Origin of the sequence: Micromonospora sp. NBC_01655 (genome assembly GCF_026339755.1) — a bacterium.
Taxonomy (GTDB): Bacteria; Actinomycetota; Actinomycetes; order Mycobacteriales; family Micromonosporaceae; genus Micromonospora.
The window spans coordinates 525,261-539,670 of record NZ_JAPEQF010000001.1; the positions used below are offsets into that span (position 1 = coordinate 525,261).

The window sequence follows — 14,410 nt, forward strand, 5'->3', positions numbered from 1 at the left end:
CGGGGTGCGTCGGTCAGAGCGCGGACTGGATCAGCTTGACCAGTTCGCCCTTCGGCTTGGCGCCGGCGATGGACTGGACCGGCTCGCCGTCCTTGAAGACGGTCAGGGTCGGCACGGACATCACCCGGTAGGCGCGGGCCGTCTCCGGGTTCTCGTCGATGTTGAGCTTCACGATGCTGACCTGGTCGCCCATCTCGCCGGCGATCTCCTCCAGCAGCGGGGAGACCTTGCGGCACGGCGCGCACCACTCGGCCCAGAAGTCGACGAGCACCGGCTTGTCGGACTTCAGCACGTCGGCGGCGAAGCTCGCGTCGGTGACCGCCTTTGTCGCTCCCACTATGACCCTCCTCCGGGACTTCGTTCAGATCGTTCGTCGTTTCGGTGCCACGCCGGGGCGGCGTCGCTGCTGGTGGTGCTGCGGCTCAGCTCTGGATCGTGGCGATGAAGCGCTCGGCGTCCAGGGCGGACGCGCAGCCCGTGCCGGCGGCAGTGATCGCCTGCCGGTAGGTGTGGTCGACCACGTCGCCGGCCGCGAACACGCCCGGGATGCTGGTCCGGGTGCTCGGCGCCTGCACCTTCACGTAGCCCTCGTCGTCCAGCTCGACCTGGCCGCGGAACAGTTCGCTGCGCGGGTCGTGACCGATCGCCACGAAGACGCCGGTGACGTCGAGAACCTTGCTCTCCCCGCTGTGCACGTTGCGGACCCGTACGCCGGAGACCTTGCCGTCGGCGCCGAGAACCTCCTCGACCACCGTGTTCCACTCGACCTTGATCTTGTCGTTGCCGAGCGCCCGTTCGGCCATGATCTTGCTGGCCCGGAACGAGTCGCGCCGGTGGATGATGGTGACCGACTCGGCGAACCGGGTGAGGAAGCTGGCCTCCTCCATCGCCGAGTCGCCGCCACCGACGACCACGATGTGCTGGTTGCGGAAGAAGAAGCCGTCACAGGTGGCACAGGACGAGACGCCGTGGCCGAGGTACTCCTGCTCACCCGGCACGCCCAGGGGACGCCAGGCCGAACCGGTGGACAGGATGACGGCCTTCGCCCGGTACGCGGTCTCGCCGACCCACACGGTGCTCACCGCGTCGGAGCCGACACTGCCGGTGTCCTTCAGCTCGACCCGGGTCACGTCGTCGGTGAGGAACTCGGCACCGAACCGCTCGGCCTGCTTGCGCATGTTGTCCATCAGCTCGGGACCCAGGATGCCGTCGGCGAAGCCGGGGAAGTTCTCCACCTCGGTCGTCGTCATCAGCGCGCCACCGGACTGCACGCCCTCGATGACCAGGGGCTTGAGGTTGGCGCGCGCGGCATAGACCGCCGCCGTGTAACCGGCCGGCCCGGAGCCGATGATGATCAGGTTGCGGACCTCGTCCACTGCCGTCTCCCGATGTGTGTGGTCGCCATCGGCGCGCGCACCGATGCCGGTCTGAGTGCCGCCGCCACGCGGACGCCGCCACGACTCCTGACTTGCGAAACGTCATCGTACGAAGTGGGGATTCCCGAGCCGGTCATCCGGTGGGTCACGTCACGTGGAAGGACGGCGTCGCCGATTCCGTCTCGCCCGGGCCAGCGGGTCACCCCGCCCCGCTACGCCCGCCGGCGAACCGTGATCTCACCCTACCCGCGCCCGGTAGCGGGTGTCGGCCCCGGATCCGGGTACGCCGCACTCCGGGCCGCTGACCCACGCCCAGCGCACCCCGGACGGGTCGACGAAGCGCACGATCAGCGCCGGGTCGCCCCGGAACCGGGCGTAGTCGACCAGGTCGACGGTGAGCGGACCGGCCCCGTACTCGGTGCTGACCGCCGTCAGGCAGGAGGTCAGGGCACCCGCCGCGGTGAGCCGGTCGAGGTCGCCGACCGCCGGGAGGCGCTCGCCTCCGCCGACCTCCGGCGCCGCCGATCCCTGCCCGACCGACTTGGACGGCCCGGTGCGCGGCGCGCCGGAGGCCAGCGCCTCCGGCGTCCAGTCGATGCCGCTGTGCTGCGGGTTTCCGGTCGCGCGGAAGGAGCCGTTCGCACCCATCGCCGCTCCGGCGGGTTCCCTCATCGTGGTGGTCGCCGCGCTGTCGGACTGCGTGCTCTCGGTGACGAACCGGTTGAGCCCCAGCCCGACGGCGAACACCGCCGCGGTGGCCAGCGCTACCGGCCCGGCGATCCGGACCCAGCGTCGCCCGCGCCGGCCAGGACCGGCGGTGCCGGTACGACCGGTCGTCGGCCCGGACCCTCCGGCCGGCCGGCGCGACCCGCCCGACGGCTGGGCCGGCACCAGCGCGGGCGGCACTCCGGTCGCGCGCTCGGGATCGGTCCGGTCCGTGGCGTCCGGCGCAACGGAGGGACCGGTGGGCGTGCCCGGGCCGGCGCCGGCCAGCGCGGCGGCGATCCGGTCGGCGACCGCCAGCGGCATCTCGGGGGCCGGTCCGGCCCAGGCCGCAAGGTCCTCGCCGACCCGGGCCAGGGCCGGCGCCAGCGCGTCGTGGGCCTCGGCCCAGGCCGGGTCCTCCTCGACCAGCCGGGCCACGACCGCCTCGTCCGGCGTGCCGTCGAGCGCGCCGCCGAGGTAGTCGGCGAGCAGGTCGTGGTCGACCTCCCTGAACCCCCCGGCCGTCACGATTCCTCCTGGTTGGCGTCGCGCCGGGAGCGCCCCGACCCAGATCGGACGCCCCCCGCCGGCCCAGGGTTCCCCCGGGTGACGACGGGCACGTCCGGGCCGGCCCCGGCGTCGGGTGGGGCGGCGTTCTGGACTCGCGCCCCGGACCGCCCGTCCTGTGGCGGGGCGACCCGCCCGGGCCGGCCGGACCGCAGGTTCGGGCCCTCGTCGGCGTCCGCGCCGGTCGTTCCCTCGGGGACGACACCCGTGCGCAGGTGACCGAGCGCCACAGCGAGGCGGGCGCGGCCCCGGGCGCAGCGGCTCTTGACCGTCCCCTCGGCGACGCCGAGGATCCGGGCCACCTCGGCGACGGGGTAGCCCTGTACGTCCACCAGCACCAGCGCCGACCGCTGCTCGACCGGAAGCTCGGCGAGGGCCTGGCGGACCACCAGGGCGGTGTCGTGGTCTTGGACGGGGGCGGCCGGTTCCACCCCGCCGGTCGACGGGCCGTCGTCGGGGCCGTGCGTCCCGTCCGGCAGCGGAACGGTCGGGTGCGCCTGCCGGCGTCGGATCCGGTCCAGGCAGGCGTTCACCACGATTCGGTGCAGCCAGGTGGTGACGGCGGAGTCACCCCGGAACCGGGCCGCCGCGCGGTGGGCGGAGAGCAGCGCGTCCTGGAGCCCGTCGGCGGCCTCCTCGCGGTCGCCGACCGTCCGGAGGGCCACCGCCCAGAGCCGGTCCCGGTGCCGGTGGAAGAGTTCGGTGAAGGCGTACCGGTCGCCGGCGACGTGGGCGCGGAGCAGTTCGACGTCGCTCGGCCCGGTGCCCGGGACGGAGCCGGTCGGAACGGCGACCGGTGGACGGCGCTGGCCGTCCACCGGTACGTCTGTCGTCCGCTCGCCGTGACCGTCCATCACCACGCCCGCCCGGGGTGGCGACCCGTCGGCGGTCGCCGGTTCACGAACCCTGGACCGTGATCTCCTGGACCCCGACCTGGTAGCCCCGGTCGTTCGAGGGCAGCTCGGTGATCCAGAACAGCAGGTAGCGGTACTTGGTGTCGGCGTCGAAGCCGTTGAAGGTCATGGTGGTGCCGTCGTGCTCCTCGAACGGCTGCCCGATCGGGCTCTTCTGGTAGCTCGTGAGCAGCGACTTGTCGCCGGCCGAGGTGGAGGGCGGGTCGGTCTTGCCGGCGAAGAGCTGGGCGGACGCCCCGGTGGCGGAGAGGCTCACCTGCACCGACTTGACCGTGCGCTCCTCGCCGAGGTCGAGCCAGACCCCCATGCCGCTCTTGCGGTTGCCGAAGTTCGCCTGGGTGTAGGTGTCGGTGTCCCAGCTCTCGTCCTGGTTGCCGTCGATCACCTTCTCGGCGCCGCCCAGCTCGTCGCGGAGCTTGCTGTCCGGGTCGATGATGCGCACGTCGCTCACCGACAGCTTGCGCGTGGCGGCGGGCGCCGCCTCGGTGGCCGGGGCGCTGTTGGACGGCCGGGCCACCGGCTCGGCCTGCGGGGGCTCGTCGTCCCCGCCCAGCGCGCTGATCCCGATGAGCAGGCCGACCAGGGCGACCGCCAGCAGGCCGGCGATACCGATGGCGACCTTCCGGCCGCCCACCGACGCCAGTGGGGACGGCTCGTCGCCGGTCTCCGCGGCGAACCGCAGCGGACCGGCCGGCTCCAGGTACGGCTCCTCCTCGATCGGGATGTCGAGCCGGCCCAGCTCGGCCGCGAGCACGTCCGACGGGGGCGGGGCGATTCCGGCGTCGAGCAGGTCCATCGTCAGGTCGTCGAGGTAGGCCGGCACGCCGGCGCGGACCTGCCGCGGCGCGGCGATCGCCCCGCTGGCGTCCCGGACGGCGTCCGGGATGGCGGCCCGGCCGTGCCCGGCGGTGGCGCCGTGCAGCGGGGCCTCGGCGTGCGGCCAGTGCCCGGTCAGGGCGAAGTAGAGGACGCCGCCGATCGCCCGGACGTCGTTCTCCTGGCTGTCGGCGCTGTCGGTGCGGGCGTCGGCCAGCACCACCCGGCCCTCGTCGCTGATCATCACGGTGCCGGGGTGCACGTTGCCGTGCACCATGCCGGTGGCGTGCACGGCGGCCAGCGCGCTGGCCGCCGCGTTGCCGATCGCGGTCGTCCGGCCCGGGTCGAGGGGGCCGTCGGCGACCAGCTCCCGCAGGGACTGCCCGTCCACCCACTCGCGGACCACGTACGCCCGATCGGCCTCGTCGATGGCGTCGTAGACGCCGACCAGGTTCGGGTGGATCACCCGGCTGGCCGCGACGGCCGCCTGGAGCATCTCGGTGGCGGAGTCGCCGCCCGGGTAGCGCAGCACGACCGCGACGGGACGGCGCAGCACGACGTCGACTCCGCGCCAGACCAGCCGGCCCGCGCTGTCATTGTTGATGTGCTCGACCAGCTCGTACCGCTCGGCGAGGATTTCACCCGCCGTGGGAGCACCGAAGGTCATGACCGGCGGAGCGCTCTCCTCCGCCTCCTGACCCTCGCCGACCTGGGTCACCCGTCCTCCCTCGGTGATCGTGTCGATCGATGGACCCGCGCTGCTGGGCATGTGGCTTCCCGCTCTGCCTGTTGAGGAACCGGCCGACGGTGTCGACGTGGAACGCCTGGGTCAGCCGTACCCGTCGGAAGCGACCTTACCCGGGTTGCCCGCCTCCCCGACATGTCATCTTCCCGCCGAACCCGGCGGAGGTGCCGGGACATGCCGGACTCGCCCGGTTACGGCCGTTGTCAGCCGCGTTGCTGGCACATGTACTAGCCAATCTAGAGGTTGACCGCAAGTAGTCGTCGCAGGGGCCGGGCCGGTGCGACGGGGCTGGTGTCGCCGCCCGGATACCCCACCGAACGGCCCGTTATGCTCAGCCTTCCGGCTGGTTGCCCACAGGCACTTATGGCTGCTGACCCGCGAATCGCTGAGTTATCCACAGGCGCATCCCCAGCCTGGTGATCCCCGGTCACCCTGCGTGTTGGACGGCCGGAGGGCCCCGGCGCGGTGCCGGGTCAGCGCCCGAGGCGGCTGCGGACCATCCCGATCACCTCGGTGATCTCCCTGATCCGCAGCACCATGGCCAGCCCCAGGTACGTCCCGCCGATGACCGCGCCGCCGACCACGATCTGCACCGCCGACTGGACCAGCGTGGGCGCGTCGTCGCCCGGCAGCAGCTTCACCACCAGCAACCCGAGGACGGTGGCCCCGGCGGCGGCGACGGCCACCCGCACGAACGTGCCGGCGATCTGCCCCATCCCGATCCGGCCCACCCGGCCGCGCAGCAGCCACGCCGAGATGACGGCCGCCGCCACGTACGAGACGGCGTTGCCGAGCATCATCCCGGCGGCGGCGAAGCTCGCCGCGAAGAGCGAGAAGAGGCCGATCTGCACGGCCACCCGCAGCCCCACCACCGGGATGTTGACCAGGGCCGGGGTCCGGGTGTCCGGCAGCGCGTAGAAGGCGAAGGTGAACAGCTGGCTGATCGCGAACGGCACCAGCGCGATGCCCGCCACGACCAGCACCGGGACGGTGTCCCGGGCGTTCTGCTCGGTGAACGCGCCGTGCTGGAACAGGGCGAAGGCGATCGGGGCGGCGAGCACGGCGTAGCAGACCCCGATCGGGGCTAGCACCGCGGTGACCGTCCGGGTGCCCCGGGACAGGTCGGCGGCGAGGTCGGCGTACCGGCCGTCGGCGGCGGCGGCGCTCATCCGGGGCATCAGCGCGGTGATGATCGACACGGCGATGATGCCGTGCGCCATCATCAGCAGCAGGAAGACGTTGTTGTAGATCAGTGGGCCGGCGGCCTTCTCGCCGCTGGCCCGGCTCAGCAGGTTGAACACCACGACCAGGCCGAGCTGGCTGACCGCGACGTAGCAGAACATCCAGGCACCGAGCCGGCCCAGCTCGGCGAGGCCGAGCTTGCCGAAGTCGAAGCGGAACCGCCAGCGGAAGCCGACCTTGCGCAGCGCCGGCAGCAGGCCGGCGGCCTGGATCGCCACGCCGAGCAGGGTGCCCCCGCCGATCAACAGGACGCGCCCCAACGTCATCTCGCCCGGATCGACGATCTTCGCCCCGAAGATCGCGATGTAGAGCCCGCCGGTCGCGATCACCACGACGTTGTTGAGGATGGGGGCCCACATCGGGGCCGCGAAGTGCCCCCGGGTGTTCAGCACCGCGCTGATCAGCGCGCTCAGGCCGGTGAAGAAGATCATCGGCAGCATCAGCCGGGACAGCGCGTTGACCAGGCCGCGGTAGTCGCCGGTCTGCTGGTCGCTGGCGTACAGCCAGGTCAGCACCGGGGCCATCACCACCGCGAGCACCGCCGCCACGGCCAGCGCGATCACCGCCAGGGTGAGCAGCCGCTGGGCGTACGCCTGGCCCCGGTCGTCGTCGGTCTTGCGCCGGCGCACCAGCACCGGGACCAGCACGCTGGTCAGGATGCCGCCGAGCAGGAACTCGTACACCATGCCCGGGAAGATCTGCGCCGTGGTGTAGGCGTCGCCGACCAGGGCCCCGCCCAGCGCGGCGGTGAGCACGAGCGTGCGCAGGAAGCCGGTGCCCCGGCTGACCAGGCTGCCGATCGCCATCACCGCGCTGTTCGTCGCGGCGCTCGTCTCCGCGACGACCTCCGGCGGCGGCGCGGTCGACTCCATCGCGGGCTGGTTCAGCGGCTCCGCGGAGATGAAGGTGGCGTCGTCACCCGGGGGCCGGCCGCCGCCCTGCGCGGCGTTCGCGCTGCGGTAGAGACCGCCGCTCATCTTCCAGCCTCCAAGGGGTACGTCGGAGCCGGGCACCGGCCCGCACCCCATGACCATAGTCAACCTCCACCGCTTACCCGCGCCCGGCGGATCAGTTCCCCCACCGGCCCGATAGGCTGGCGATCCCATGTTCGAAGCCTCCGCTCCCCACGCCGCCGACCGCCGCGAGCTCACCGCCGCGCAGCGCAACGCCGTCGCCGAACTGCTCCGCGTCTCCCCCGTCGCCGACGAGCTGGGTCGCCGGTTCGCCGAGGCGGGCCACGAGCTGCACCTGGTGGGTGGTTCGGTACGCGACGCCCTGCTCGGCCGCCTTGGCGACGACCTGGACTTCTGCACCGACGCCCACCCCGACCAGACCCTGCGGGTCATCAAGGGCTGGGCCGAGTCGATCTGGGAGACCGGCCGCGAGTTCGGCACCATCGGCTGCCAGCGCGACGGGCTGCGGCTGGAGATCACCACCTACCGCGCCGAGGCGTACGACCAGGTCAGCCGGAACCCGGTCGTCGAGTACGGCACCAACCTCACCGACGACCTGAGGCGCCGCGACTTCACCGTCAACGCGATGGCGGTCAGCCTGCCCGGGCACCGGTTCACCGACCCACACGGCGGCCTCGACGACCTCGCCGCCAAGGTGATCCGCACCCCCGGCACCCCCGCCGAGTCGTTCGGCGACGACCCGCTGCGGATGCTGCGGGCGGCCCGGTTCGCCGCCCAGCTCCGCTTCACCGTCCACCCGGACGTGCGGGCGGCGATGACCCGGATGGCCGCCGACCTCGACCGGATCACCGCCGAGCGGGTCCGCGACGAGTTCACCAAGCTGCTCTGCGGCGCGGACCCGATCACCGGGCTGCGGCTGCTGGTCGACACCGGGCTGGCCGACCGCTTCCTGCCCGAGCTGACCGGGCTGAAGCTGGAGATCGACGAGCACGCCCAGCACAAGGACGTCTACGAGCACACGCTCACCGTGGTGAGCAACGCCGTGTCGTACGAGACCGACGGCTGCGACTTCGTCCTGCGGATGGCCGCCCTGATGCACGACATCGGCAAGCCGGCCACCAAGGCGGTCGGGCCGGACGGCCGGGTCAGCTTCCACCACCACGAGGTGGTCGGCGCCCGGCTGACCAAGGCCCGGATGAAGGCCATGAAGTACCCGAAGGACGTCACCGCGCAGGTGGTCAAGCTGGTCGGTCTGCACCTGCGCTTCTACGGGTACGGCCGGGGCGAGTGGACGGACTCGGCGGTGCGCCGCTACGTCACCGACGCCGAGGACCTGCTGTCCCGGCTGCACAAGCTGACCCGCTCGGACTGCACCACCCGCAACCGGCGCAAGGCCGCCGCCCTGGCGGCGGACTACGACGCGCTGGAGGAGCGGATCGCCCGGATCGCGGCCGAGGAGGATCTGGCCCGGGTCCGCCCCGACCTGGACGGCAACGCGATCATGGAGCTGCTCGGCGTGCCACCGGGGCCGGTCGTCGGCCAGGCCTGGAAGCACCTGAAGGAGCTGCGCCTGGAGCGCGGCCCGCTGGACCGCGACGAGGCCGAGGCGGAGCTGCTGCGCTGGGCCCGCGAGCAGGGCGTCACGCCGGCCTGAGCGTGGAAGGGGCCCCGGCCGACGTATTCCGTCGGCCGGGGCCCCTTCGTCAGATCAGGCGTCGACCGCGGGCTTGCCGCCGCCGACGGACTGGGCCGCGCCGAGCTTGCCGAGCAGGCCGGCCAGGTCGATGCCGGTCAGGTCGGTGCCGAGCTGGAGCCCCTGCGCCACGTTGCTCGCCACCGACTTCGTCAGCGAGGACGCCCCGTCGGTGGAGATCACCGTCATCTTGTCGATCGCGCCGATCGGCGCGCTGGCCGCCTCGACCACCTGCGGCAGCACCCGGACCAGCAGGTCCAGCACCGCCGCCTCGCCGTACGCGGCGAACGCCTCGGCCTTGCGGGCCATCGCGTCGGCCTCGGCCTGCCCCTTGGCCAGGATGGCCGTCGCCTCCGCCTGGCCCTCCCGCTCGACCGCCTCGGCGATCGCGGAGCGCCGGCGCTGCTCGGCCTCGCCCTCCTTGGCGCCTTCGATCGCGTTCGCCTCGGCCAGGGCGGCCCGGCGGGCCCGCTCGCCCTCACCGGTGAGCCGGGCCTGCTCGGCGACGGCCTGGGCGGCGGCGATGGTGGCCTGCCGCTGGGCGTCGGCGTTCAGCACGGCCGCGTTGCGGGCCGCCTCGGCCTCCTGCTCCACCTTGTACCGGGCGGCGTCGGCCGGCTTGCGTACCTCGGTGTCGAGCTGGCGCTGCTTCAGCTCGGCGTTGCGCTCGGCCACCTTCTGCTGCTCGGAGAGGATCGCCTGGTCCCGCTCGGCCTGGGCGAGCGGCCCGGCCGCCGCCGACTTCGCCTTCGCGGCGTCGATCTCGGCCTGGATGGCGGCCTGCTTCAGCGACAGGTTCCGGTTCGCCTCGGCGATGGCCTCCTCGGCCAGCAGCCGCTCCTGCTCGGCCTGCTGCCGGGCCCGGGCCTCGGCGATCGAGGCGTCCTTGAGCACCCGGGCCGCCTCCGGCCGCCCGAGGTCCTGAAGGTACGACCCCTCGGCCACGATGTCCTGGAGCTGGAAGGTGTCCAGCACCAGGCCCTGGTTGGTCATCGAGTGCTCGGCCTCCTCCGCCACCGCGTTGGCGAACGCCGCGCGGTCCCGGATGACCTCCTCGACGGTGAGCCGGCCGACGATCGAGCGCAGCGCGCCGGCCAGCACCTCGCGGGTGAAGTTGTCGATCTCGCCCTGCTGGTGCAGGAAGCGCTGGGCGGCGGCGCGGATCGCGCCCTCGGTGCCGCCGACCTTGACGATGGCGACGCCGTGCAGGTCGGCCCGGATGCCCTGCTTGCTCACCGCGCCCTTGATGCCGACGTCGATGCGGCGGCTGGACAGGTCCAGCGACTGGATCTTCTGCACCACCGGCAGGACGAAGACCGACGCGCCGAGGACGACCTTCTGCCCGGAGTTGTCGGTGGACCGGCCGCCGTCGGCGGTTTGCGTGGTCCGGCCCTTGCGGCCGGTGACGATGAATGCCTCGTTGGGCCCGGCGACCTTGATCCGGGAGAGCACGAACAGGACGAGGACGACGACGAGGAGAACCGCGCCGCCGATGGCGATGAGGAGGGGCATACGACTTCCGCTCTGAGGGTGTGAAAGGGGGTTCGGTGGTTCTCTGCGCAGGGATTCAGTAGGTCTCGACGTGCACGCTGGTCTCGCTCAGGGCCTCCACCACGAAGACCTGGGCACCGACCGGGATCGGGCCGTCGGCGCGGGCGTTGAGCTTCACCGGCTGGCCGGCGACGCGGATCCGGACCTCGCCGTACCCGTCCGTCGGCACCGGAGTCACCACCAGGCCGAGCGCGCCGACCAGGTCGTTGCGGCTGGGGGTGGGGTCGGTCCGCATGGCGCGGGCCGCCCGACTGAGCCGGACCGCGAGCCAGGCCGTGGGCACCGCCGCCAGCGCGCCACCGGCCGCCGCCGCCGCGATCATACCGGGGGTACGCCCGCCGACCAGCTCGTTGACGATCGCGGCACCGAAGCCGAAGGCGCCGGTGAACCCGGCGACCGCCTCGACGGACACCGGCCCGTCGACGTCGGGATGGCCGAACTGGAACAGCTCCGCGCCGAGCAGGGCCAGCGCCAGCACGGCGACGCCCACCCCGCCGATGATCAGGAAGATGAGTGTCCCCGAGGCCATGACCTGCACGGTAGCCCTGCCGCGCAAGGTCACCCAAGGCCACCTCCAGGGCACGGGTTGCTGGGCCAGTTTCCCGCCCGGTCGGAAAGGCGAGCACCGAAGGTCCTGCCTGCCCGGGAGGCCGGGTCGCGGCGTGGTCGGACCGGGAGGGAAGAATGGGGGTGTGCGCTGGACCGTTCTCGACTCGCCGATCGGCGAGTTCTCCGTGGCCACCGACGACGCCGGGGTGTGCGGCGCGCACTTCGGGCGGGTGGCGGCGGCGGCCGAGGTGCCCGGCGACGAGCTGTCCGGGCGGGCCGTGGCGGAGCTGCGAGCGTACTTCGCCGGTGAGCTGACCGAGTTCACGGTGCCGGTGGCGGTGCGCCGGGGCTCCGACTTCGAGCGGGCGGTGTGGCGGGAGATGACCCGCATCCCGTACGGGGAGACGTCGACCTACGGCGAGGTGGCCCGGGTGGTCGGCGACCCCGGTGCGGCGCGGGCGGTCGGGGTGGCCTGCAACCGCAACCCGGTCCCCGTCATCGTGCCCTGCCACCGGATTGTGGGCGCGGGGGCGAAGCTGGTCGGCTTCGGCGGCGGCCTGCCGCGCAAGGTGAAGCTGCTGGAGCTGGAGGCCGGCGTCGCCCTGCGGCGCGCCTGGTCCTGACCGCTGCCGGGGTGTACGGCGGGAGGGGCGGGTCAGCGAGTCAGGCGAGACGTCCGGCGCGCAGGCCGGTGAGGAAGGTGCCCCAGTCGGCGGCGGCGTAGACCAGGACGGGTCCGCCGCGGTCCTTGCTGTCGCGGACGGCGAACCGCCCGCTGCCGTCGCGCACCGGCCCGGCCTCGACGCAGTTGCCGTCGCCGTTGCCGCTGCGGGTGCTGACGTGCCAGGCCACCGGCAGTGCGGTGCTGGTCGATCGGCCGACGGTCGCCATGTGCTCACTCCAGACGTGCTTCCAGGTCGAAGAGGATCCGCTGCACGGCGCCGTTACGCAGCGCCGCCCGGCGTAGCCGATCGTAGCGCTGGTGCAGCGAATCGGCCTTCTCCCCTTCGACCACGACTGTCCCGACGACCGTGGAGATGCAGCCGGCGGGTGGATACGGCCGCCGCATCCGGAAGACATCAAAGGCACCATTTGGGCTGGCGTGGGCGCCTGCGGCGAGCGGCAGGATCATGATCTCGACGTTCGGCCAGCCGGCCAGCGAACGAAGGTGGGCAAGCTGGGCGCGCATCACCTCGGATCCGCCGATCGTCCGGCGCAACGCGCCCTCGTCGATGATCGCGGAGAGCCGGATCGGCTCGGGATGGCTCAAGCGCTGCTGGCGGTTCATGCGCAGCTCGACGAAGCGTTGGAGTTGATCGTCGGGAAGGTGCTGGTCGGCGGCCCGGATGACGGCCTCGGCGTACTCCCGGGTCTGGAGCAGGCCGGGGATCACCGAGTCCTGAAATGAGTCGATTGCGGTGGCGCGGCTCTCCAGCCAGATCCAGTCGATCAATGAGGCGGCGACGTTGGCGCTAAAGCCGTCCCACCAGCCCTTTTGCCAGACATCCTGCGCCATCGTCTTGAGGTCGTCGCGTCGTTTGGGGTCGTCGATCCCGCAGACATCGAGGTAGGCCAGCACCTCGGGTACCCGGGCCGGCAGCATGCCGGACTCGATCCGGCTGACGGTGCTGGCGTTGCGATTGAGGCATTCACCCACGTCCCGCAGCGTCAGCCGGGCAGCTTCCCGCATCTCGCGGAGCTGCTGACCAAGCCACTGGGCGCGAAGTGTGGAGGCAAGTTCGTTCGGCATCACGTCTCCATTCGTCTGCATCAGCATGGCGAACAGATTCCCTTGTTGCAAGCTTGCACCAGTGCTAGATCTGATGCATGCTGCGTGTGGCTGCTGTTACTGAAGGTAATTGGCGGCTGATGGAAGGACCGGGGTGGGTTGGCTTGGCGGCATGCCCACCCCGGCCCGGGAACGAGCCGAACGGGAGACACATCGCGATGGATGGCGTCCCGGGGAACGACTCCCCGACTGTCTACCACGCCGTACCCGCTGTGAGCGGACACCGGCGCGCCTGCGTTGTGCGTACCCCTTCGGTTTCCAGCCGAGGGGTGCGCTGACCCGACAGCGCATTCCTCGGCGCCAAGCCGGGCGGGCGCGTGGACCCCGCCGCGAATCCCCCTCGCGGCGGTGACGGACCGCGCGCCCGCCCCCTTCAGGCGAGGGGTACGCACCGATGGGGTTGCACGAGAGCCGGGTACGGCCGGAGAGCCGCGCCGCGTACGAGATCATCGCCGCGCACGTACTCGATCCGGCGGGGCTCTGCCGGGTCTGCCAGGTCCCGGGACCGTGCCGGCCGGCCAACGCGGCGGCGAACCAACTGGTCGAGTTGGGGTTGCCGGTGTGCCCAGCGGCGGTGCCGGAATCCCGCCTGGCGGCCCTGCGACGCTGGCGGGCACCGCATCGCCTGTGCTGGGCGCGTCCCCCTATCCCTACCGGCCGCGAGAACTGGCTTGAGTCGTGACCGGGCGGCGGCTGCCGGCACTGGTGCGAATTGCCTGGCAGGTGTTGGAGTACCACCGGCACCACCGTTGTCGGGCGTGCTGCGTCGGGAGTTGTTGTCCTGCCGTCGAGGTGGCGCGGGCCCGGATCAGGGCGTGGCGGCGGTACGGGTCGTGAGCGTCGAGATCAGGGCCGGGGACGTGGTCCAGGTGACCCGGGCTGCGAGCGTCCAGTTCATCAGTCGGCCGATCATCGCCCGGGTGATCCGGGTGCGCGACGACTTAATCACCTACCACGGCTGGCGCTGGCTCGATGTCTACCAACTCGATGCGGAGGGCGACGCGGTCGAGCGCCGGACCATCTACGTGCAGCCGGCCGGGCTCCGCGTCGCACCGAGAGCGGCCCCGGGCGGGTACCGAGGGCACGCCGTACCGACGCTCCGGCGGACACGCGGCGGATGAATAAGTGACGGCTGTTACACATTTCGATTCTCATGCTGCCGCACCCGACTTTCCTGTCCAGCCGTTGGCCGGTACGCGGCCTGCGGGCGGCGCTCGGGAGCAACATCCGAGCAGGTCAACAGGACCCGCTCCACCTAATTTGCGAGGAGGCAGAGAGAGTGCCAAGCATGATTGACGTGGCCCCTGAAGAGTTATACAAAAGTGGTATGGCCTTCACCCTGACGCTCAAGCCCGAAGTCGAACAGCGGCTCCGTGAGCTGGCCGAAGCCGAGCACCGCTCGATGCACAAGACCGTCGAGGTGGCGATCCAGGAGTACCTCGAACGTCAAGAACGCAACGAGTGGACCCGCCAGGCAGCCCGGCGGGTCTTCGAGGAGGACGCCGAGTTCTTCGAGATGTTGGGGGACCGGTGAGGCAGCCCTGGCCGG

The 14,410-nt window shown here is 72.1% G+C and carries 14 protein-coding genes and 1 pseudogene; 5 read left to right on the forward strand and 10 right to left on the reverse strand.

The features are described from left to right. Positions 1–13: 13 nt before the first annotated feature. From trxA to murJ, 6 genes are all read right to left on the reverse strand, one after another. Positions 14–337 (reverse strand): thioredoxin, encoded by a 324-nt coding sequence (trxA, locus tag OOK41_RS02580; RefSeq protein ID WP_117668142.1) that lies wholly within the window; start codon positions 335–337, stop codon positions 14–16. A gap of 85 nt (positions 338–422) precedes the next feature. Then, positions 423–1,376 (reverse strand): thioredoxin-disulfide reductase, encoded by a 954-nt coding sequence (trxB, locus tag OOK41_RS02585; protein ID WP_117668143.1) that lies wholly within the window; start codon positions 1,374–1,376, stop codon positions 423–425. A gap of 237 nt (positions 1,377–1,613) precedes the next feature. After that, the gene (locus OOK41_RS02590) at positions 1,614–2,609 is read right to left on the reverse strand and encodes a hypothetical protein (RefSeq protein ID WP_266262838.1); all 996 of its coding nucleotides are present in this window, start codon (positions 2,607–2,609) and stop codon (positions 1,614–1,616) included. After that, positions 2,606–3,502 carry an RNA polymerase sigma factor SigM gene (gene sigM, locus OOK41_RS02595; protein ID WP_266267714.1) on the reverse strand — a complete coding sequence of 299 codons (897 nt, stop codon included), beginning with the start codon at positions 3,500–3,502 and terminating at the stop codon, positions 2,606–2,608. The genes OOK41_RS02590 and sigM overlap by 4 nt, the downstream gene beginning before the upstream one ends. A gap of 43 nt (positions 3,503–3,545) precedes the next feature. Next, a complete protein-coding gene (locus OOK41_RS02600; RefSeq protein WP_117668146.1) occupies positions 3,546–5,147 on the reverse strand; it encodes a protein kinase family protein in 1,602 nt (533 codons plus the stop codon). Between the two features lie 449 nt (positions 5,148–5,596). Further along, positions 5,597–7,342 carry a murein biosynthesis integral membrane protein MurJ gene (gene murJ / locus OOK41_RS02605; protein WP_266262839.1) on the reverse strand — a complete coding sequence of 582 codons (1,746 nt, stop codon included), beginning with the start codon at positions 7,340–7,342 and terminating at the stop codon, positions 5,597–5,599. Positions 7,343–7,469: 127 nt separating this feature from the next. Between murJ and OOK41_RS02610 the strand changes: the two genes are divergently transcribed. Beyond that, positions 7,470–8,933 (forward strand): CCA tRNA nucleotidyltransferase, encoded by a 1,464-nt coding sequence (locus OOK41_RS02610; protein WP_117668148.1) that lies wholly within the window; start codon positions 7,470–7,472, stop codon positions 8,931–8,933. Positions 8,934–8,987: 54 nt separating this feature from the next. Here the strand turns inward: OOK41_RS02610 and OOK41_RS02615 are convergent, their stop codons facing one another. Both OOK41_RS02615 and OOK41_RS02620 read right to left on the reverse strand, forming a co-directional pair. Beyond that, positions 8,988–10,484 (reverse strand): flotillin family protein, encoded by a 1,497-nt coding sequence (locus OOK41_RS02615; RefSeq protein ID WP_117668149.1) that lies wholly within the window; start codon positions 10,482–10,484, stop codon positions 8,988–8,990. 55 nt (positions 10,485–10,539) lie between these two features. Then, positions 10,540–11,052 carry an NfeD family protein gene (locus tag OOK41_RS02620; RefSeq protein WP_266262840.1) on the reverse strand — a complete coding sequence of 171 codons (513 nt, stop codon included), beginning with the start codon at positions 11,050–11,052 and terminating at the stop codon, positions 10,540–10,542. Between the two features lie 163 nt (positions 11,053–11,215). On the opposite strand from OOK41_RS02620, the gene OOK41_RS02625 reads away from it, so the two are divergent. After that, positions 11,216–11,695: a methylated-DNA--[protein]-cysteine S-methyltransferase gene (locus tag OOK41_RS02625; protein WP_266262841.1), complete on the forward strand. Its 480-nt coding sequence runs from the start codon at positions 11,216–11,218 to the stop codon at positions 11,693–11,695. A gap of 40 nt (positions 11,696–11,735) precedes the next feature. On the opposite strand, the gene OOK41_RS02630 is transcribed toward OOK41_RS02625, so the two are convergent. Both OOK41_RS02630 and OOK41_RS02635 read right to left on the reverse strand, forming a co-directional pair. Continuing rightward, positions 11,736–11,963, reverse strand: a complete 228-nt coding sequence (locus OOK41_RS02630; protein WP_117668151.1) for a DUF397 domain-containing protein — start codon at positions 11,961–11,963, stop codon at positions 11,736–11,738. Positions 11,964–11,967: 4 nt separating this feature from the next. Next, positions 11,968–12,822: a helix-turn-helix transcriptional regulator gene (locus tag OOK41_RS02635; RefSeq protein WP_323136252.1), complete on the reverse strand. Its 855-nt coding sequence runs from the start codon at positions 12,820–12,822 to the stop codon at positions 11,968–11,970. A 433-nt stretch (positions 12,823–13,255) separates the two neighbouring features. Between OOK41_RS02635 and OOK41_RS31835 the strand changes: the two are divergent. The 3 genes and pseudogenes from OOK41_RS31835 to OOK41_RS02645 form a co-directional block, all read left to right on the forward strand. Then, positions 13,256–13,486: pseudogene (locus OOK41_RS31835) on the forward strand (hypothetical protein); the annotation flags it as partial. A 208-nt stretch (positions 13,487–13,694) separates the two neighbouring features. Then, entirely contained in the window at positions 13,695–13,982 is a 288-nt protein-coding gene (locus OOK41_RS02640) for a hypothetical protein (RefSeq protein ID WP_266262843.1), read from the forward strand. Between the two features lie 206 nt (positions 13,983–14,188). Next, positions 14,189–14,395 (forward strand): ribbon-helix-helix protein, CopG family, encoded by a 207-nt coding sequence (locus tag OOK41_RS02645; RefSeq protein ID WP_161688708.1) that lies wholly within the window; start codon positions 14,189–14,191, stop codon positions 14,393–14,395. Positions 14,396–14,410: the final 15 nt, after the last annotated feature.

Coding starts and splice junctions, on each gene's coding strand:
- sigM (WP_266267714.1), bottom strand. CDS start 3,502: ATGGACGGTCACGGCGAGCGGACGACAGACGTACCGGTGGACGGCCAG.
- OOK41_RS02600 (WP_117668146.1), bottom strand. CDS start 5,147: ATGCCCAGCAGCGCGGGTCCATCGATCGACACGATCACCGAGGGAGGA.
- murJ (WP_266262839.1), bottom strand. CDS start 7,342: ATGAGCGGCGGTCTCTACCGCAGCGCGAACGCCGCGCAGGGCGGCGGC.
- OOK41_RS02610 (WP_117668148.1), top strand. CDS start 7,470: ATGTTCGAAGCCTCCGCTCCCCACGCCGCCGACCGCCGCGAGCTCACC.
- OOK41_RS02615 (WP_117668149.1), bottom strand. CDS start 10,484: ATGCCCCTCCTCATCGCCATCGGCGGCGCGGTTCTCCTCGTCGTCGTC.
- OOK41_RS02620 (WP_266262840.1), bottom strand. CDS start 11,052: ATGGCCTCGGGGACACTCATCTTCCTGATCATCGGCGGGGTGGGCGTC.
- OOK41_RS02630 (WP_117668151.1), bottom strand. CDS start 11,963: ATGGCGACCGTCGGCCGATCGACCAGCACCGCACTGCCGGTGGCCTGG.
- OOK41_RS02635 (WP_323136252.1), bottom strand. CDS start 12,822: ATGCCGAACGAACTTGCCTCCACACTTCGCGCCCAGTGGCTTGGTCAG.
- OOK41_RS02645 (WP_161688708.1), top strand. CDS start 14,189: ATGGCCTTCACCCTGACGCTCAAGCCCGAAGTCGAACAGCGGCTCCGT.